The organism is Actinoplanes oblitus, from assembly GCF_030252345.1.
Lineage (GTDB): Bacteria > Actinomycetota > Actinomycetes > Mycobacteriales > Micromonosporaceae > Actinoplanes > Actinoplanes oblitus.
On the sequence record NZ_CP126980.1, the window covers coordinates 6,539,435 to 6,558,041 of the forward strand.

Sequence of the window (18,607 nt, forward strand, 5' to 3'; positions counted from 1 at the left end):
CGGCGCCCGTTGTCCCCGTCCGGGTGGGATCACCGCGCACTGTCCGAGATCCGATCGACTGCGTGCCGGGCGGGGGCCACCCTGCAGCGATGGTCACCAAGGACATCCTCACCTCCGTCACGCCGCTGATCGTGCCGCTGGTGACGATGATCGCCACCACGCTGGGCATCGTCCTGCAGGACTGGCGCTCCCGGCGCAACCGCCTGCTGCGGCGCCGGATGCTGATGGACGAGGCGACCAAACAGGTCGCCTTCGTGAGCGAGTGGTGGAAGGCGAGCCAGCTGGTCGACGACCCGGCGCGGCAGGAGGCGGCCCGGGCCGCCGCGGCCGCCATGATCGCCGAGGCGGCCACCCGGGTCGCCGAGGTCCCGGTCGTCGCGCCGAAGCCGCGCACCAGGTCGCTGATCCGGCGGCTCCTGCTCTGGTACCCGTTCAGCCGGCGCACCGCCGAGGTGATCCGGGTGCTCTACTACGCGCTGCTCGCGCTGATGACGCACGGCGTGGGCAACTTCATCCAGGACAACCTCGACGACCAGTACGACGACTACGTGCGCGCCGACTTCATCGCCCTCGGCGTGCTCGGCGTGCTCGCCGCGAGCATCAGGTTCTGGGCGGTACGAGTCGAGGAGTCCGGCGGGGAGGCGAGGCGGGGCAGGCGTTCCACTGTCGGGCAGTGGCTGCTGCTCTATCGCATCCGCACCCCGCGCGCCCGGGTGATCAAGGCCGGATTCTTTCTGATGATCGGTGGCATCGCGTGGTACGTGTGGCACGCCGTGGGCTGGGTCGAGGACGAGCCGCTGCGGCTGTTCCCCGAGGCGAGCTTCATCGCGACGCTGCTGGCCTGCGCGATGGCCCTGTCGGCCTGGGCACGGTCGATCGACCCCGGCACCGCCGACGAACGGCCGGGGCCGGTGCGCGGTCCCCTCCTGCTTTTCCGGATGCGCCGCGGCAGCGCCCGGTTCGTCCGGCTCCTCACCTACGCCGGCGCGATCATCGCCACGGTTCTCGTCCTGGTCGGCGTACCGGAGAAGCCGTTCGCCTGGGGAGATCCGGAGTGGATGGACCTCATCGGCGCCGCGGCCGGTCTCCTCATGATCGTCGCCGCGCTGCGCTACTGGGCGGTCACCATCGACCAGGGTGGCCTACCGGACGAGCCCGGGTCGTTTCGCCGGTTCGCCCTGCTCTACCCCTTCCCGCGCCGCGCGGCCCGGGTGGTCCGCGCGGGTTTCTTCGTCGCCACCGTGCTCGCCGCCGGGGACCTCGTGTCTCTCGCCCTCCATGTCGGTGACCTGGCCGACCAGGCCGGCGCGGCCCTCCAGACCCTGGTCGAGGCGGGGCTCGCGGCCGGCTTGCGAGCGTGGGCACTCGCCCTGCACGGGCCCCCGGCGCAGGCCGCGGACCGCACGGCACTCATCGCGCCGCGGTCCGCCGCACCGGGCGGCCCCGGATGATCCACTCAGCGACGAGGATGTTGATGAGCCAGCCCGCGGCCATCGCGACAGCACGCCCACCCACCCCGGGCGTCACACCGGCCAGGGCGAACGGCAGATGGGTGAAGACCTGAGTGCCGGCGCCCTGCGCGAGGGCGTACGCGCGGATCATCCAGGCCCGGTGCGCCGCGATGTCCCGCCGCCGGACGGTGACCACGGCCAGGACCAGGGACGTCAGCATGCCGGTACCGACGATCAGGCGGGTCACCTCGACGACCAGGCCGTCGACCGGCGGGACGTCGTAGAAGACCGCCATCCACAGACCGCTGACGGCGACCACCAGGCCGGCCGCGACCAGGACCCGGCCGGCGAGCCGGTGCCAGCGCGGGTGCCGGCGCCGGAAGGCCGGGGCGAACTGGAACGCGCCCACCAGGCAGTACAGGACGGCGGCGACGATGTGCGCGACCACCGGCACCGGCATGTCGAAGAACCGCGCGTTCTCCTCGGTGACCGGGGCGCCGGTGGCCAGCTCGCCGAGCCGGTGCACGCCGGCGACCGAGGGCACCAGGCTGAGGGCGAGCAGACCCGCCGGGATCCGCCAGCCACCCCGTCGTCGTGTCCGCTGGCTGGCCGGCGCCGGGCCGAGTGCGGTATTCGTCGTCATGCGTCGATCGTCGCGGCCGGAGCCGCCCCGGGTCGCCCGCCCGTGGGCCGGCGGCACCCGTTCTCCGGACCGATCCGGAAACCGTACTTTCGGCCGTTACCGGCGCCCGGTCTCGTATGCCCACATCGCGATCTCCACCCGGTTCCGCGCGCCGAGCTTGGTCATCATGCTGGCCACGTGGGTTTTCACCGTGCTCAGACTGATGTGGAGCTCGGCGGCGATCTCGCCGTTCGTCCGGCCGGCGGCGACCGCGGCGAGCACCTCCTCCTCGCGCTCGGTGAGCGGGTCGGCCGGCTGCCGCAGCTCGCCGCCGGCGCCGCCCCGGGCGAAGGCGTGCAGCAGCCGCGCGGTGACCGCCGGCGCGATGAGCGCGTCCCCGGCGGCGGCCGCCCGGACCGCCTGCGCCAGCAGCTCCGCCCCGGCCTCCTTGAGCAGGAAGCCGCGGGCGCCGGCGCGCAGCGCACCGTAGACGTGCTCGTCCAGGTCGAAAGTGGTGATCACGACGACCGGGAGCGGATCGGCGACGCCGGGACCGGCCAGCTCACGGGTGGCCGCGATGCCGTCCACCCCGGGCATCCGGATGTCGAGCAGGCAGACGTCCGGGCGCAGCCGCCGGGCCAGCTCCACCGCCTGGTGACCGTTGGCCGCCTCGGCGACCACCTGGATGCCCGGCTGGGCGTTCAGGATCATGGTCAGGCCGGTACGGACGATCTCCTGGTCGTCGGCGACCAGCACACGCACTGTCACGCGGGCAGCACCGCCTCCACGTGCCAGCCGCGCTCCGGGCCGGGACCGGCGACGCAGGTGCCGCCGAGCAACTCGGCACGCTCGCGCATGCCGCTCACGCCGTACCCCGGCAGGCTCCGCGGCGGACCGTGCGCCGCGCCGTCGTCCTCGACCCGCAGCCGCACCTGCGGCCCCTCCGCCGCCACCCGGACCGTGATCCGGGTCGCTCCGCGCGCGTGCCGCCGGGCGTTGGTGATCGCTTCCTGGGCGATCCGGTACAGCGCCGTGCCGACCGGCGGCGCGACAGCACCGAGACCCGCGCTCATCTCGATCTCCACCCGCGGTCCGGCCCCCTCGGCGAGGGCCGCCAGGTCGGCCAGCCGGGGCGCGTCCGGCTCGTCGGTGCGCAGTGCGCGGACCACGGTCCGCAACTCGGCCAGCGCCTCCTTCGCCTCGCTCTCGATCAGCCGCAACGCGTCGGTTGCCGCGTCCGGGCGGGTGCCGGCGGTGGCCAGGCCGGCCTGCGCGCGGATCGCCATCGCGGAGACATGGTGCGCCACCGTGTCGTGCAGGTCCCGGGCCAGCCGCTCCCGCTCGCGGAGCCGCACCTGGTCCAGCTCCCGGGCGCGGGCCCCGGCCCGGTAGCGGGCCGCGGCGCCGAGCGCGAGCACCGCGACGGTCAGCGCCGTCCCGCCGATCGTGTCGCTCGCGTTGACCTGCCCGGTCGCGAAGGACAGCAGCTGCTTGCCGGCGATCACCGCGGCACCCAGCACGACCTCCCGGCCGGACCCCCACCGGAACAGGGCGTAGAGCAGCAGCAACAGGTAGACGAGGGAGTACTCCTCCGGCGGCACGCCGCCGGTCAGGACCGGCGCGAGCAGGGTGGCGCCGAAGGCGACGGTCACCGCGAGCAGCGGCCGGCTGCGCCGGATCAGCAGCAGCGGGGCGAGTCCGGCGGCCAGCACCCCGGCGACCACCCGGTCCGGCAATTCAGGACGAAAGACGCTTTCCAGTACGGCTGCGGCCGCGCACACGACGACCAGCGCCGCGTCCCGCCAGCCCAGCGGCGGGCGGCCGGGCGGACGCGGTTCGGCCAGCAGGGAGCGGAGAGGGCCGGGCACGCACCGATCGTACGGGCCGGAGCCGGTGGTCAGCATTGGCCGGACGTTCGCGGACCGGCCACGAGGGCGTCGCCCGGGCGACGAATCCGTCACCTGGACTGCCTCTCGGTAGGTTCGGCCGTTCAGGCCCGACTCAGGACTCGTGGAGGACAACGTGGCAGATCGCCGTCAGGTGCTGCGCCTCAGCGCGGTGGCCGCCGCCGCCCCGGCGCTCGGCGGAGCCGTCCCGGCCCCGGCCCAGGCCGGTCAGGAGCACGGCCGGCACGACAAACCGGGTCACGGCACGAAGCGGCAGACCCTCGTCGTCGGGCACCGGGGCGCCTCCGGTTACCGCCCGGAGCACACCCTCGCCTCCTACGAGCTGGCCGCCCGGATGGGTGCCGACTACATGGAGCCCGACCTGGTCAGCACCAAGGACGGCGTCCTGGTCTGCCGCCACGAGCCGGAGATCGGCGGCACCACCGACGTCGCCTCGCACCCGGAGTTCGCCGGGCGCAAGCGGACCGTGGTGCTCGACGGCGTCAGCGTCACCGGCTGGTGGACGCAGGACTTCACCCTCGCCGAGCTGAAGACGCTGCGCGCCACCGAGCGGATCCCGGCCACCCGCCAGCACAACACGCTGTTCGACGGCCGGTTCGAGGTGCCCACCTTCCAGGAGCTGCTGGACCTGCGCAAGCGCCTGAGCCGGGAGCTGGGCCGGGACATCGGCGTGTTCCCGGAGACCAAGCACCCGACGTTCTTCCGGAGCATCGGCCTGGAGCTGGAGAGCCCGCTGGTGAGGATCCTGCGCCGCAACGGCCTGGACCGCCGCGGCGCGAAGGTGTTCATCCAGTCGTTCGAGGCGAAGAACCTTCGGACGCTGGCCGACCAGTACCGCGTCGAGGTGCCGCTGGTCTTCCTGAGCAGCGCGTCCGGCAGCCCGTTCAACGACACCCGGACCTACGCGGACTACCTGACGCCGGCCGGGCTCAAGGAGCTGTCCGAGTACGTCGACGGTCTCGGCCCGGACAAGAACCAGATCATCCCACGCACCGCCGACGGCACCCTGGGTACCCCGACCGCCCTGGTCGCGAACGCCCACCGGGCCGGCCTCAAGGTGATCCCCTACACCTTCCGCGCGGAGAACAGCTTCCTGCCCACCGAGCTGAAGGTCGGCACCGACCCGGCCGCCTACGGCAAGGCGATCGACGAGCAGATCACCTTCCTGCGCACCGGCATCGACGGCCTGTTCACCGACCAGGCCGACATCGGCGTCCTGGCCCGTACCCTGGCCTGACCCGGCGCACGAGACGGCCCGGCGGTGATCCGCCGGGCCGTCCGCTGCCGAAGCCGTGAGCCGTCGCGCCTACTTGTGCACGATCGTCGGGTAGATGTGCTCGAAGCTGAGCTTGTTACCGAAGCCGCTCGCCACGATGAAGGTCAGGCCGAGCAGCACCCCGACGATCACCACCGCGAACAGCAGGTAGCCGGCGATCGTGCCCAGCGGTCGTTTCGTCCCGGCGGTGACGCCGGTGGCGTCCACCGACGCCTCCCCCGCGCCCCAGGCCAGCGACCGGATGCCGAGGGCGAAGAGCACCGGCAGCCCGGCGCCGAGGATCAGCCCGGCGAGGAGGACCTGCCACGCGCCGTCGAGCGCGAATCCAAGGTTGTTCGTCATGTCCGCTTCCTCAGTTCGCCGCGACCATGGGGACGGCCGGCGCGACCGCCGGCTCGGTGGCCGGGGCGGCCTCCCAGTCGTCGTTGACGTTCTCGTGGTCGACCTGGTGGCCGCGGGACCGCAGCCACATCGCCACCGAGGCGGCGACCAGCAGGACGAAGACCGCGATGGCGCCGGCCAGGCCGCCGATGGTGTGCCCGATCCACCACATCGCCGCGCCGATCAGGCCGGCCGCCGGCAGGGTGATCAGCCAGGCCATCACCATCCGGCCGGCCACCGCCCAGCGCACCGTGGCGCCGGGCCGGCCGATGCCGGAGCCGAGCACCGAGCCGGTGGCGACGTGCGTGGTGGAGAGCGCGAAGCCGAGCTGGCTGGAGGCCAGGATGACGGCGGCGGCACCGGACTGCGCCGCGGTGCCCTGCGCCGGGTTGATGTCGGTGAGGCCCTTGCCGAGGGTGCGGATGATCCGCCAGCCGCCCAGGTAGGTGCCGAGCGCGATGGCGAGGGCGCAGGCCACCTTGACCCAGAACGGGATGTTCTTGGTGTCGCTCCAGTCACCGCTGGCGATCAGGGCGAGCGTGATGACACCCATCGTCTTCTGCGCGTCGTTGGTGCCGTGCGCCAGCGAGACGAGCGAGGCGGAGCCGATCTGGCCCCACTTGAAGCCCTTCTCGGTGAACCGGGCGGCGATCCCGTTGGTGACCTTGAAGATCAGCCAGCTGCCGGCCACCGCGATGAGCGCGGCGATCACCGGGGACAGGACGGCGGGCAGCAGCACCTTGCCGACCACGCCGTCGAGCTTCGAGCCGTCGCCGTTCCAGTTGACGCCGGCCCAGCCGAGGCCGGCCACGGTGGCGCCGATGAGGCCGCCGAAGAGCGCGTGGGAGGAACTGGACGGGAGGCCGACCAACCAGGTCAGCAGGTTCCACACGATGCCGCCGACCAGCCCGGCCAGAATGATCAGGAGAAGGCCGCTGCCGCCGTCGGCGAGCAGCTCGGTCTTCGGCGCCCCGGTCTTGTCCTGGATCTTCACGACCGCGTTCGTGACTGTCAGCGCGACCTCGACGGAGAGGAAGGCGCCGATCAGATTCAGCACACCGGAGAGGGCTACGGCGGTTTTGGGCCGCAGGGCCTTGGTCGCGATGGAGGTGGCCATCGCGTTCGCCGTGTCGTGGAACCCGTTGGTGAAGTCGAAGGCGAGTGCCGTCACGACCACCAGCGCGAGGATCACGGATGTTTCAGTCACGCCGTGATCGTGAATGGTCAACAGGGGTTGCTGCCAGGGGACGAACGCAACATGTACAAGGTTCCGCTCTCGTTAACCTGTTGTTTCCCTAAATCTCACGCTCAGTGTCGTCAGAATTACTTTGAGTGTCTGTCAACAAAGGAATGGTGAACAATAACCTACTAATTAACCCCTCTCGATCCGGACATAGCGGACCTTGTTTCTCTGCGGTAAATTCTGGTTCCCGGCCCGTTATAGGGGTTATGCGTGGTTTATCACGCTAGTCGCGGCGCAACCCGCGGGCCGCGTCTGGAGCCGCCCGCTGATCCGGTCCCCCGGGACGCGGTGCGGAAGATCCGCCCCGGCCCGCGACGGCGGCGCCACAGCCGGAAGGGTGCGGCTGGTGCTCAGGGTGGTCTCCCGGGCCGGGAGACCACCCTGAGCACCAGCCGCACCCCGCGGCGGTCAGGACACGTGCGACTCCGCGTCGGCGGTGGCGATCGCGTCGACCAGGATCGCCAGGCCCTCGCGGGCCTCCTCCTCGGTCAGCGTGAGCGGCGGGCCGATCCGCAGCACGTTGCCGTAGAGGCCGCCCTTGCCGACCAGCAGGCCGTGCTCCCGGCAGAGATCAAAAACACGCAGCGTGGCGGCCGGATCGGGCTCCGTGGTGCCCGGGCGGACGAACTCGATACCGATCATCAGTCCCCGGCCGCGCACGTCACCCAGGATTTCGTACGTCAGGTCGCGCAGACCGCCGAGCAGCACGGCGCCCACCCGCCGCGCGTTACCCTGCAGGTCATGTGACAGCACGTAGTCGAGTACCGCGTTCCCGGCGGCCGCGCTGACCGGGTTGCCACCGAACGTGGAGAAGCTGATCGCCGGCACCGCGTTCATCACCTCCGCCCGGCCGACCACGCCGCCCAGCGCGAACCCGTTCCCGATCCCCTTGGCGAAGGTGATCAGATCCGGGGTCACGCCGTGCGCCTGGTATCCCCAGAAGTGCTCGCCGGTGCGACCCCAGCCGGTCTGCACCTCGTCGGCGATCAACAGGATGCCGTGCTCGGCGAGCACTTTCCGGTACGCCCCGAGCAGTCCGTCCGGCCCGGCCACGAAGCCGCCGACACCCTGGACCGGTTCGGCGATCAGCCCGGCCACGTCGCCGGCGGTGACCGTGGCGAGCACCTCGCGCAGGTCGTCGACGGCCGCGTCGATCAGATCACTGTCGGACAGCCCGGCCATCCGCCCGCGGAGCCGGTCGGCCGACGCGAGCCAGTGCACGGTGAGCGGGCTGAGCGAGCTGGACGACCAGCTGCGGTGCCCGGTGATCGCCATGGTGGCGAACGTCCGCCCGTGGTAGCCGTTCTTGATCGCCAGGATCTGGTTGGACCGGCGGGCGTTGGTCGCGAACAGCAGCGCCGACTCGTTGGCCTCGGTGCCCGAGTTGGTGAAGAAGACCCGGGCGTCCGGGATCCCGGAGAGCCGGGCGATCTTCTCGGCCAGTTCGACCTGCTGCCGGATCAGGTAGAGCGTCGAGGTGTGCGCCACCCCGGTGGCGAGCTGCGCGCGCACCGCATCGCTGATCTCGGCGATGTCGTAACCGACCATGGTGGTCAGCACGCCGCCGAAGAAGTCCAGATAGGAGCGCCCGGCGGCGTCGGTGACCCGGCGGCCGGACCCGGAGACGATCTCGATTGCGTCGTCGCCGTAATAGAGCGGCATCCATCCGGGCAGCACGGCCCGGTGCCGGTCGAGAAGTGACATACGACCTCCGATCGATGACATCGTCAGCGTGTCCCATGTCATCCGGCACTCGCAAGACGCGACGGTCTAGCGCTGGGCGTACTACGGGGAGTAGACAGACGATCACAGCGATTTTCTTCCGAATAGATCAATTACGGAGGGGCCGCAATGACGACCGACGTGGTTCGCGCCGCCCTCGTCCAGACGACGTGGACGGGCGACAAGGAATCGATGATCAAAGCCCATGAGGGGTACGCCCGGGACGCCGCCGCCCAGGGCGCCCGGGTGATCTGCTTCCAGGAGCTGTTCTACGGTCCGTACTTCTGCCAGGTGCAGGACGCCCGGTTCTACGAGTACGCCGAGTCGATCCCGGGCCCGACCACCGAACGGTTCCAGGCCCTCGCCGCCGAGCTGGGCCTGGTGATGATCCTGCCGATGTACGAGCAGGAGCAGGAGGGCGTCCTCTACAACACCGCCGCCGTCGTCGACGCCGACGGCAGCTACCTCGGCAAGTACCGCAAGAACCACATTCCGCAGGTCAACGGCTTCTGGGAGAAGTTCTACTTCCGGCCCGGCAACCTCGGCTACCCGGTCTTCGACACCGCTGTCGGCCGGATCGGTGTGTACATCTGCTACGACAGGCACTTCCCGGAGGGCTGGCGGGCGCTCGGCCTGAACGGCGCGCGGATCGTCTTCAACCCGTCGGCCACCAGCCGCGGCCTGTCCGGCTACCTCTGGCGGCTGGAGCAGCCGGCCAGCGCGGTGGCGAACGAGTACTTCATCGGCGCCATCAACCGGGTCGGCGTGGAGGAGCTGGGCGACAACGACTTCTACGGGCAGTCCTATTTCGTCGACCCGGAGGGCAAGTTCGTCGGCGAGGTCGGTGACACGCACCACCCCGAGCTGATCGTCCGCGACCTGGACCTGAGCCTGCTCAGGACGGTCCGGGACCGCTGGCAGTTCTTCCGCGACCGCCGCCCGGACAGCTACGACGGGCTGGTGCAACCATGAGCACGCTGATCAAGGGTGGGACGGTGGTCGGGCCGGCCGGGGCGGTACCGGCCGACGTGCTGATCGACGGCGAGATCATCGTGGCGCTGTTCGCCCCCGGCACCGCGCCCGAGGGGCCGGAGATCATCGACGCCACCGGGAAATACGTGATCCCGGGCGGCGTCGACGCGCACACCCACATGGAACTGCCGTTCGGCGGCACGTTCGCGAGCGACACCTTCGACACCGGCACCCGGGCCGCGGCGATCGGCGGCACCACCACGATCGTCGACTTCGCGGTGCAGCGCACCGGCGAGGTGGTACCGGACGGGCTGGCCGCCTGGCACGGCAAGGCCGACGGCAACTGCCACATCGACTACGCGTTCCACATGATCCTCGGCGGCGTCGACGACGAGTCGCTCAAGGCGATGGATCACCTGGTGGGCAGCGAGGGGATCACCAGTTTCAAGCTGTTCATGGCGTACCCCGGCGTCTTCTACTCGGACGACGGCCAGATCCTGCGGGCCATGCAGCGGGCGCGGGAGAACGGCGCCCTGATCATGATGCACGCGGAGAACGGGCCGGCCATCGACGTGCTGGTCAAACAGGCCCTGGAACGCGGCGAGACGGACCCGATCCACCACGGCCTGACCCGGCCGCAGGAGCTGGAGGCGGAGGCCACCAGCCGGGCCATCTGGCTGGCCGCGGTGGCTGCCGACTGCCCGCTCTACATCGTGCACCTGAGCGCGTCGAAAGCCCTGGAGCAGGTCCGCCACGCCCGCGACCTGGGCCGCAACGTGTTCGCCGAGACCTGCCCGCAGTACCTCTACCTGACCCTGGAGGACCAGCTCGGCGCGCCCGGCTTCGAGGGCGCCAAGTGGGTCTGCTCGACACCGCTGCGCAGCAAGCACGAGACCCACCGCGCCGACCTGTGGCAGGGCCTGCGCACCAACGACCTGTCAGTGGTCTCCACCGACCACTGCCCGTTCTGCTTCAAGGACCAGAAGGAGCTGGGCCTCGGCGACTTCTCCAAGATCCCGAACGGGATCGGCAGCGTCGAACATCGCGTCGACCTGCTCTACCAGGGCGTCGTCGACGGCAAGCTGTCGCTGGGCCGGTGGGTCGAGACGATCGCCACCACCCCGGCCCGGATGTTCGGGCTCTACCCGCGCAAGGGCGTGATCCAGCCCGGCTCGGATGCCGACGTGGTCGTCTACGACCCGCACGGCCGGACCCGGATCAGCGTCGAGACGCACCACATGAACATGGACCACTCCGCCTGGGAGGGCTGGGAGATCGCCGGCCGGGTGGACACCGTGCTCTCCCGCGGCGAGGTGATCTCCGCGGGCGGTGAGTACACCGGGCGGGCCGGCCGGGGCCGGTACGTCAAGCGCGGCCTCAGCGACTACCTGCTCTGAGGGGACCGGGATGGACATCGGCGTGGTACTCCAGAACGACCCACCCGCCCGGCGCGTGGTGGAGCTGGCCAAGCGGGCGGAGGCGGCCGGGTTCAGTCACGTGTGGACGTTCGACTCGCACGTGCTCTGGCAGGAGCCGTTCGTCATCTACTCGAAGATCCTCGACGAGACCCAGCGGGTGATCGTCGGCCCGATGGTGACCAACCCGGGCACCCGGGACTGGACCGTCACCGCCTCACTGTTCGCCACCCTCAACGAGATGTACGGCAACCGGACCATCTGCGGCATCGGCCGGGGCGACTCGGCGCTGCGGGTGCTCGGCGCTCCCCCGCAGAGCCTGGCCCAGCTGCGCGACTGTGTCCAGGTGATCCGGGCGCTCGGCAACGGCCGGCCGGCGACGCTGCGCGGGACGGAGATCCGGTTCGGCTGGGCGCCGGACAGCCGCCTCGACGTGTGGGTGGCCGCCTACGGGCCCAAGGCGCTGCGGCTGACCGGCGAGGTGGGCGACGGGTACATCCTGCAACTCGCCGACCCGGACATCGCGGAGTGGATGATCAGCGCGGTGCGCCGGGCCGCGGCCGCCGCCGGCCGTGATCCGGCGGCGCTCAGGTTCTGCGTCGCGGCGCCCGCCTACGTCGGTGCCGACCTGGCGCACCAGCGCGACCAGACCCGCTGGTTCGGCGGGATGGTCGGCAACCACGTGGCCGACATCGTCGGGCGGTACGGCACCGGCGGCGCGGTGCCGCGGGCGCTCACCGACTACGTCAGGGCCCGCGAGGGGTACGACTACGCCGAGCACGGCCGGGCCGGCAATCCGCACGCCGGCTTCGTGCCCGACGAGGTGATCGACCGGTTCTGCGTGCTGGGTCCGGTGGAGAACCACGTCAAGCGGCTGCAGGAGCTGCGCGAGCTGGGCGTCGACCAGTTCGCCGTCTATCTCCAGCACGACGCCAAGGAGGAGACCCTCGCCGCCTACGGCGAGCACATCATCCCGGCGTTCGGATGAGACGGGCGCTCGCGGTCCCGCTCGGGGTGCTGGCCGTCGCGGTGCTCTGGGAGGGCTACAAGGCGGTCGGTGACCCGGCCGGGACGGTGCTGTTCGGCACCCGGGTGCTGCCCCGGGCCGACGACCTCTCGATGCCGCACCTGTGGACCGTGGGGCAGCGGCTCGGCCGGCCCGAACTGGCCGGTGGCGACCCGGTGTGGCAGGTGGTGCTGCGCGCCTGCCTGTTCACCCTCGGGATCACCGCGGCCGGGTTCCTGATCGGCGCCCTGGTCGGCCTGCTGCTCGCGGTGGCCATGCAGCGGTTCCGGATCGTCGAGCGCGGCCTGCTGCCGTACGTGATCCTGTCCCAGACCGTGCCGCTGGTGGCGCTCGCGCCGCTGGTGGCCGGCTGGGGCGGCACCCTCATGCCGGCCTGGGCGACGGTCGCGGTGATCGCCGCCTACCTGGCCTTCTTCCCGGTCGCTGTCGGCATGCTGCGCGGCCTGCAGTCGCCGTCGGCCGGCGGGGTCGAGCTGATGCACAGCTACGCCGCCGGGTGGTGGCGCACGCTGGTGAAACTGCGCTTCCCGGCGGCGCTGCCCTACCTGTTCCCGGCGCTGCGGCTGGCCGGCGCGGCGGCGGTGGTCGGCGCGGTGGTCGGCGAGATCTCCACCGGCACCCGGGGCGGGATCGGCCGCCTGATCATCGAGTACTCCCGGGAGGCCACCTCGGATCCGGCCAAGGTCTACACGGCGATGCTCGGGGCGGCGTTGCTCGGCCTGCTCGTGGCGGGCGCCGTCAGCCTGCTGGAGATGCCGCTGATGCGCCACCGCCGCCACGTGGAGGTGGTGACCCTGTGAACGCCGTGGAGGTCGTCCAGGCCACGAAGATCTTCAACGCCGGGCGCTCCGACGAGGTGCGGGCGCTGTCCGAGGTGGATCTCACTGTCGGCGACGGCGAGTTCGTGGCGCTGATCGGGCCGTCCGGCTGCGGGAAGAGCACGCTGCTGCGGCTGATCGCCGACCTGATCCCGCCGACCTCCGGCAGCGTCACCGTCGCCGGGAAATCGGCCGGGCAGGCGCGGCGCGACCAGGCGTACGGTCTGGCCTTCCAGCAGGCCGGCCTCTTCGAGTGGCGAACCGTCCGCCGGAACGTGGAGCTGCCGCTGGAGTTGCGCGGCGTGTCCCGGGCCGACCGCAGGGCCCGCGCCGAACGGATGCTCGACCTGGTCGGGCTCGCCGAGTTCGCCGGGCACTACCCGGCCCAGCTCTCCGGCGGCATGCAGCAGCGGGTGGCGATCGCCCGGGCCCTCGCCGTGCGGCCGCCGCTGCTGCTGATGGACGAGCCGTTCGGCGCGCTCGACGAGATGACCCGCGAACGTCTCCAGGCCGAACTGCTGTCGATCTGCGCGACGACCGGCACCAGCGCGGTCTTCGTCACCCACTCGATCGCCGAGGCGGTGTTCCTCGCCGACCGGGTGGTGGTGATGTCCGCCCGGCCCGGCCGGATCACCGCGTCGATCTCGGTGGAGCTGCCGTCCCGGGACGACGCCGGCCGGCAGTCCCCGGTCTACTTCGACAAGGTGACCGAGGTGCGGAAGGCGCTCCGCGGATGAGACGCCTGCTGCCGCCGCTGACCGCCGGACTTCTCGCCCTGGTCCTCTGGCAGCTGTTCGTCACGCTCGGCCGGGTCGCCCCGTTCATCCTGCCGGCCCCGTCGGCGATCGGCAGGGAACTCGTCGCGCAACGCGGCAACGTCTGGGACGCCGCCCTGGCCAGCGGCGCGAACGCGTTCCTCGGCCTGATCGCCGGCACCCTCGCCGCGGTGGTGGCGGCCCTGCTGGCCAGCCGGTTCCGCGGCCTCGGCGAGGTGTCGGTGCCGTTCGCGGCACTGGTCAACGCGCTGCCGATCATCGCGCTGGCGCCGGTGCTCAACAACATGTTCGAGTCGACCAGCAGCGTCCCGCGGCGGCTGGTCACCGCTATCGTGGTGTTCTTCCCGGTCTTCCTGAACACGCTGCGCGGCCTGCGCGAGGTCAGCCCGGTCCATCGGGAGCTGATGCGCGCGTACGCCGCGAGCGGCTGGACGTTCGCGACAAAGGTGCGGCTGCCGGGCGCCCTCGGTCACCTGTTCACCGGGCTGCGGCAGGCGTCCTCGCTCGCCGTGATCGCCGCGGTGGTCGCCGAGTACTTCGGCGGGCTGCAGGACGGGCTCGGCTCGCGGATCACCTCGGCGGCGGCGTTCACGGCGTACCCCAGGGCCTGGGCCTTCGTGGTGGGCGCCTGCCTCCTGGGACTGACTTTCTACCTGGCCGTCCTGCTGCTGGAACGGCTGGCCATGCCCTGGAAGACAAGTGTGCTCAGTTAAGGGGTTCGCCTTGAAGATCTCCCGGATGGTTCTCGCCTCGGTCCTCGCCCTCGCCGCCTGCGGGACCGCCGACACGCCGGTCACCCCGGCGCCCGGTGGCAGCGGCGGCGCCCGCACCCCGATCAAGCTGCAGCTGCAGTGGTTCTACCAGGCTCAGTTCGGTGGCTATCTCGCCGCCGCCGACCAGGGCTTCTACAAGGACGTGGGCCTGGACGTGACGCTGCTGGAGGGTGGCGTCGACATCGTGCCGCAGACAGTGCTCGCCCAGGGCAAGGCCGACTACGCGGTCGCCTGGGTGCCCAAGGCGCTCGCCTCCCGGGAGCAGGGCGCCGGGATCACCGACGTCGGGCAGATCTTCGCCCGGTCCGGCACCTACCAGGTGGCCTGGGCGGACAGCGGCATCACGACCGCCGCCGACCTCTCCGGCAAGAAGGTCGGCAACTGGGGGTTCGGCAACGAGTTCGAGCTGTTCGCCGGGATGACCAAGGCCGGGCTGGACCCGGGCAAGGACGTCACCCTGGTGCAGCAGCAGTTCGACATGCAGGCGCTGCTGAAGCGGGAGATCGACGCCGCCCAGGCGATGAGCTACAACGAGTACGCCCAGCTCCTGGAGGCGAAGAACCCGGCGACCGGCAAGCTCTACACCCCGGCCGACTTCTCGGTCATCGACTGGAAGACCGAGGGCACGTCGATGCTGCAGGACGCGGTCTGGGCGAACACCGCGAAGCTCAGCGACCCGGCCTACCAGCAGCAGACCGTGCGGTTCCTGACCGCGACGATCAAGGGCTGGGCGTTCTGCCGGGACAACCCGGAGAAGTGCCGGGACCTGACCGTGGCCAAGGGCTCCAAGCTCGGCAGGAGCCACCAGCTGTGGCAGATGAACGAGGTGAACAAGCTGATCTGGCCGTCGCCCGCCGGGATCGGCGTGATCGACGAGGCGGCCTGGAAGCGGACCGTCGACATCTCGATGACCACCAGGAACCAGACCGGCGACACCGTGCTGACCAAGGCGCCGGAGGGGCTGGCCTACACCAACGACTACATCGAGCAGGCGATCGAGCAGGCCCGGGCCGGTGGTGTCGACGTGACCGGCAGCGCCTTCCGGCCGGCGACGGTCACCCTGTCGGCGGGCGGCGCCTGACCGGCCGGCGGTGAGTGGCGGGGAAGCCGCCCGGCGAAGAGCCGAGCCGTGATCTGTCGGCGGGGACAGTTACCGCCACCCGACAGACACATAGACCTACCGATGACCTGCGCCGACCCGACAGCCTGGAGGACGTCGACACCCCCACGAGGAGGAGAAAGATCGTGCGTGGAACACGTCGTGGCCTGGTCGCGGCCGGGCTCACCACAGCGGTGACCTTGGCCGGTCTCGCGGTCACCGGACCGGCCCAGGCGGCCTCATGCCCGGCCAACTCGGTCTGCATCTATGAAAACCGGAACCTGTCGGGCGGCTACGTCCAGGTCTACACGTCATCGGGTCTGGTTCGCCGGGCGATCCCGGTCTCCTGGCTCTACGACTGCAAGTGGGTCCACATCGCCCACGGCAACGCGTCATCCGGCAGCAACACCACCGGGTTCGCGTTCGACCTGCTCTACATCAACCCCAGCAATGCGAGTCAGAAGAGGTTCATCGGAAGAATGGCGCCGCACAAGAGCTACAACAGCTTCGGCAGCGGCGACGACGACACCAACTACATCATGAGCCCGGGCTGCGGACCGGAATAGACCCCAGCCTGGCAGGCGGCCCGGCGGCGATCCGCCGGGCCGCCTGCCGTCGGTCAGATCGTGAAGGGCCCAGGCCGCATTGCGGGGTTCGGCCGCCGCCAGGCGCGCTCCGGGCCACGCCGCAGCCCCGGTCGGACTCCGAAACCCGCCTAGATCGGGATCAGGCGGGCGGCGAGGGCGACGGTGGTGAGGTCGCCGTTGCGCAGCTTCTCGGCGGCATGTGCCTCACCCAGCGTCTCCAGGCGTACGGCGGAGGCGCTGATCAGGGCCTCCTCGCCGTCGAGCAGGCGGCGGGCGATGCGGGCCTGGGCCGGGCTCAGCTCCGCGTAGGCACAGCGGTCGAGCGCGGCGATGGTCTCGTCCTCCAGGGTGCCGGCCATCGCCCGCTCGGTGACCACTTTCAGCAGCCAGCTCGGCCACCACGCGTACTTGCCGACCACCTGGCCCGAGTGCAGGGCGACGGCCGGATCCTTGCCGTGCGCGAGCATCTTCACCGCGAGGTCGGTGTCGAACCGCTCCAGCCGCAGCGCGCCGACGAAGGCGCGCAGGATCAGCTGCGTCTTGACGAACTCCTGCGCCTCGTGGGCGGCCTCGCCGAACCTGCCCTCCAGCAGGTGGGTCAGCGCCTGCACCTCGCGCAGCTCGAACGCGTCACCGGACCGCTCGGAGAGCCGCTCCACCGTGGCGACCAGCCGCTCCACGCCCTTGGCGGCCCGGTCGGCCAGCTCCTCGCTGGCCGGCTTGTTCAGGTGCCGGACCATGACCTCCAGCGCGATCTCGGCCTCCCGGCGCAGCAGCGGCGAGGAGATCTTCGAGGTGATCTCGTCCCCCAGATGCTCGGTGAGGTAGGCGAGGTCGAACTTGTCGGAATTCTGCTGGAACTGATCCCACCACGATGCCGGGTGCCGCTGCTGTTGAATCACATAACCAACAGTGACCGACCGATTACCCTCCGGCAAGTGATTCAGCCATCACCCACGGGGGTTGCGCTCAGCCGCTCCGGCTGTCAGACCATTGGGATTGAGCAGGCCCGCTGCGACAACGGTACGGCTCAGCGGACGCGTCAACTCGGCCAGCCGCAGGCAGCCCTTCTCGCCCAGCGCACGGTAGGCCGGCTCGGCCAGCACGTCGGTCCGCTCCTCCAGCTCGGCGCGCAGCCGCTTGCCCTCCTCGGAGAGCTCGAGCGGCCGCGGCTCACCCTCGCCGGCCGGCTCGCCACCGGTCACCAGGCCGCGCTCGCGCAGCGACTCGATGGCACCCGACCAGTCGTCGCGGCTCCAGCCGCGGGTGAACCGCAGGAACTTCTCCTTGGCCAGGCCGCTGGCCACGTGCAGCACGTTCGCCTCCACGCCGCTGATGCCGGCGGCGACCAACAGCGCGATGTGCCCGTCGCCACGGAACTCGCGGAGCAGCGTCTGCGCGTGGAAGAGCACCAGGTGCGGGGCATCCGGCCAGGGCAGCTCGGTGTGCGCGGCGAACAGCGGGCGGCCCTGCGGGCGGGACGCCGCGTCCAGCGCCGCGGTGCGGGCCAGCTCGGCGGCCTCGGCGAACTCCGGACCGGCCAGGGTTTCGGCGCCGAGACCACGGGTGAGCGCCGCGTCGACGATCTCCCGGCGGGCCTCGATCATCTGAGCGGGGGTGACCTTGTCCCAGGCGGCCGGCAGGGCCCGGGCCACCAGCGCCGGGTTGAAGTTGTAGAACGTCGCGGCCACCAGCCCCGGGCCGGCGGTGCCGAACGCCGCGGCGCGCGCCGCGAAGTAACCGGCGGACGGGTCGAGGCCCAGCCGGCCGTAGACCTCGGCCGCCTCGGGCACCAGGTAGACCAGGGCGTGCAGGGGCTCGGTGGTCCGCCAGGCCAGACGGGACGGGCGCTCGGTCACGGATTCCACGGCAGCTCCTCGGCTTCGGCGACGACGGGCGCGGCCACGGAGTGATCGGGAGCGGGCCGCTCGGACACCGTATGCCACTTGCCGGAGCGGCGCGCGGCCTGCCTGGTGACCAGATGGACGGGCAGCGGCGGGGGCGGGAACGGGCCGGGCCCCCAGCGGACCCAGATGGCCAGCCGACCGGCGGCGGCCTCGGCCAGCAGCTTGTCGACGGTGCGCTGCCGGTCGGTGCGATCGACCTCGATCGCGATCGGCGCGGCGCCGCCGGGGCGGGCGCAGGCCACGTCGAGCACCGAGCTGCCGCGCATCGGCGGTGGCAGCGGGACCACGCTGGGCGCGCGCCGGTAGACCCGCCAGCCCTGCCGGCCGGCCCACTCGACGATCGCGTCGATGAGCCGGGCGGTGGCGTCGCCCTCGCTCAGGTCGGTGAAGCTGAGCCGGTCGAGCCAGGCACCCAGGGATCGCGCCGTGCTCGTGCCGTCGTCCGCCGTGTCCATCCCCGCCACCCTATCGACCCGCCGCGCGACCGGACCTCCCGGCGCGCTCCACCCCCGACAGCGACAAGGCGCGCTCGACGCCCGGGCGGATGTCCGCACGACACGAGGACTCGGCACGGCATGTCCGGCGCGCGGGCCGATGTCCGCCCGCGACACGAGGACTCGGCACGGCGGGT

The 18,607-nt window shown here is 71.4% G+C and carries 19 protein-coding genes; 10 read left to right on the top strand and 9 right to left on the bottom strand.

Annotation, left to right across the window (positions count from 1 at the left end; all coding sequences use genetic code 11):
* The first annotated feature begins 89 nt into the window (after nucleotides 1-89).
* On the top strand, nucleotides 90-1,451 hold the full coding sequence (locus tag Actob_RS29505) for a hypothetical protein (RefSeq protein ID WP_284915110.1): 1,362 nt from the start codon (nucleotides 90-92) through the stop codon (nucleotides 1,449-1,451).
* Here the strand turns inward: Actob_RS29505 and Actob_RS29510 are convergent.
* The 3 genes from Actob_RS29510 to Actob_RS29520 all read right to left on the bottom strand — a co-directional run bounded on the left by Actob_RS29510 (nucleotide 1,411) and on the right by Actob_RS29520 (nucleotide 3,941).
* Nucleotides 1,411-2,094 carry a DUF2306 domain-containing protein gene (locus tag Actob_RS29510; RefSeq protein ID WP_284915111.1) on the bottom strand — a complete coding sequence of 228 codons (684 nt, stop codon included), beginning with the start codon at nucleotides 2,092-2,094 and terminating at the stop codon, nucleotides 1,411-1,413. The genes Actob_RS29505 and Actob_RS29510 overlap by 41 nt on opposite strands.
* A gap of 96 nt (nucleotides 2,095-2,190) precedes the next feature.
* Nucleotides 2,191-2,841, bottom strand: a complete 651-nt coding sequence (locus tag Actob_RS29515) for a response regulator transcription factor (protein ID WP_284915112.1) — start codon at nucleotides 2,839-2,841, stop codon at nucleotides 2,191-2,193.
* Nucleotides 2,838-3,941, bottom strand: coding sequence for a sensor histidine kinase (locus tag Actob_RS29520; protein WP_284915113.1), 1,104 nt, complete (start codon nucleotides 3,939-3,941; stop codon nucleotides 2,838-2,840). Before Actob_RS29520 ends, Actob_RS29515 begins: the two co-directional genes overlap by 4 nt.
* Before the next feature lie 154 nt (nucleotides 3,942-4,095).
* Here Actob_RS29520 and Actob_RS29525 point away from each other — a divergent pair, with 154 nt between their 5' ends.
* Entirely contained in the window at nucleotides 4,096-5,217 is a 1,122-nt protein-coding gene (locus Actob_RS29525) for a glycerophosphodiester phosphodiesterase (RefSeq protein ID WP_284915114.1), read from the top strand.
* 69 nt (nucleotides 5,218-5,286) lie between these two features.
* On the opposite strand, the gene Actob_RS29530 is transcribed toward Actob_RS29525, so the two are convergent.
* The 3 genes from Actob_RS29530 to Actob_RS29540 all read right to left on the bottom strand — a co-directional run bounded on the left by Actob_RS29530 (nucleotide 5,287) and on the right by Actob_RS29540 (nucleotide 8,584).
* Nucleotides 5,287-5,598: a hypothetical protein gene (locus Actob_RS29530; RefSeq protein WP_284915115.1), complete on the bottom strand. Its 312-nt coding sequence runs from the start codon at nucleotides 5,596-5,598 to the stop codon at nucleotides 5,287-5,289.
* Nucleotides 5,599-5,608: 10 nt separating this feature from the next.
* Entirely contained in the window at nucleotides 5,609-6,844 is a 1,236-nt protein-coding gene (locus tag Actob_RS29535) for an inorganic phosphate transporter (protein ID WP_284915116.1), read from the bottom strand.
* A 444-nt stretch (nucleotides 6,845-7,288) separates the two neighbouring features.
* Nucleotides 7,289-8,584, bottom strand: a complete 1,296-nt coding sequence (locus Actob_RS29540; protein ID WP_284915117.1) for an aspartate aminotransferase family protein — start codon at nucleotides 8,582-8,584, stop codon at nucleotides 7,289-7,291.
* A 147-nt stretch (nucleotides 8,585-8,731) separates the two neighbouring features.
* Between Actob_RS29540 and Actob_RS29545 the strand changes: the two genes are divergently transcribed.
* The 8 genes from Actob_RS29545 (at nucleotide 8,732) to Actob_RS29580 (ending at nucleotide 16,048) form a co-directional block, all read left to right on the top strand.
* Nucleotides 8,732-9,574 (top strand): nitrilase-related carbon-nitrogen hydrolase, encoded by an 843-nt coding sequence (locus tag Actob_RS29545; RefSeq protein ID WP_284915118.1) that lies wholly within the window; start codon nucleotides 8,732-8,734, stop codon nucleotides 9,572-9,574.
* Entirely contained in the window at nucleotides 9,571-10,971 is a 1,401-nt protein-coding gene (gene hydA / locus Actob_RS29550) for a dihydropyrimidinase (RefSeq protein ID WP_284915119.1), read from the top strand. Before Actob_RS29545 ends, hydA begins: the two co-directional genes overlap by 4 nt.
* 10 nt (nucleotides 10,972-10,981) lie before the next feature.
* Nucleotides 10,982-11,977: a TIGR03842 family LLM class F420-dependent oxidoreductase gene (locus Actob_RS29555; protein WP_284915120.1), complete on the top strand. Its 996-nt coding sequence runs from the start codon at nucleotides 10,982-10,984 to the stop codon at nucleotides 11,975-11,977.
* The gene (locus Actob_RS29560; protein WP_284915121.1) at nucleotides 11,974-12,816 is read left to right on the top strand and encodes an ABC transporter permease; all 843 of its coding nucleotides are present in this window, start codon (nucleotides 11,974-11,976) and stop codon (nucleotides 12,814-12,816) included. Before Actob_RS29555 ends, Actob_RS29560 begins: the two co-directional genes overlap by 4 nt.
* Entirely contained in the window at nucleotides 12,813-13,571 is a 759-nt protein-coding gene (locus Actob_RS29565) for an ABC transporter ATP-binding protein (protein ID WP_284915122.1), read from the top strand. Before Actob_RS29560 ends, Actob_RS29565 begins: the two co-directional genes overlap by 4 nt.
* Nucleotides 13,568-14,323, top strand: a complete 756-nt coding sequence (locus Actob_RS29570; RefSeq protein ID WP_284915123.1) for an ABC transporter permease — start codon at nucleotides 13,568-13,570, stop codon at nucleotides 14,321-14,323. Before Actob_RS29565 ends, Actob_RS29570 begins: the two co-directional genes overlap by 4 nt.
* 10 nt (nucleotides 14,324-14,333) lie before the next feature.
* On the top strand, nucleotides 14,334-15,464 hold the full coding sequence (locus Actob_RS29575; RefSeq protein ID WP_284915124.1) for an ABC transporter substrate-binding protein: 1,131 nt from the start codon (nucleotides 14,334-14,336) through the stop codon (nucleotides 15,462-15,464).
* A 164-nt stretch (nucleotides 15,465-15,628) separates the two neighbouring features.
* Entirely contained in the window at nucleotides 15,629-16,048 is a 420-nt protein-coding gene (locus tag Actob_RS29580; protein ID WP_284915125.1) for a peptidase inhibitor family I36 protein, read from the top strand.
* Between the two features lie 149 nt (nucleotides 16,049-16,197).
* Here Actob_RS29580 and Actob_RS29585 read toward each other — a convergent pair whose 3' ends face one another.
* From Actob_RS29585 to Actob_RS29595, 3 genes are read right to left on the bottom strand one after another with little or no spacing between them, the layout of a single operon-like run.
* Nucleotides 16,198-16,971, bottom strand: coding sequence for a hypothetical protein (locus Actob_RS29585; RefSeq protein ID WP_284915126.1), 774 nt, complete (start codon nucleotides 16,969-16,971; stop codon nucleotides 16,198-16,200).
* 48 nt (nucleotides 16,972-17,019) lie between these two features.
* Nucleotides 17,020-17,937 carry an SCO6745 family protein gene (locus Actob_RS29590; protein WP_284915127.1) on the bottom strand — a complete coding sequence of 306 codons (918 nt, stop codon included), beginning with the start codon at nucleotides 17,935-17,937 and terminating at the stop codon, nucleotides 17,020-17,022.
* Nucleotides 17,925-18,431: a hypothetical protein gene (locus tag Actob_RS29595; RefSeq protein ID WP_284915128.1), complete on the bottom strand. Its 507-nt coding sequence runs from the start codon at nucleotides 18,429-18,431 to the stop codon at nucleotides 17,925-17,927. Before Actob_RS29595 ends, Actob_RS29590 begins: the two co-directional genes overlap by 13 nt.
* Nucleotides 18,432-18,607: the final 176 nt, after the last annotated feature.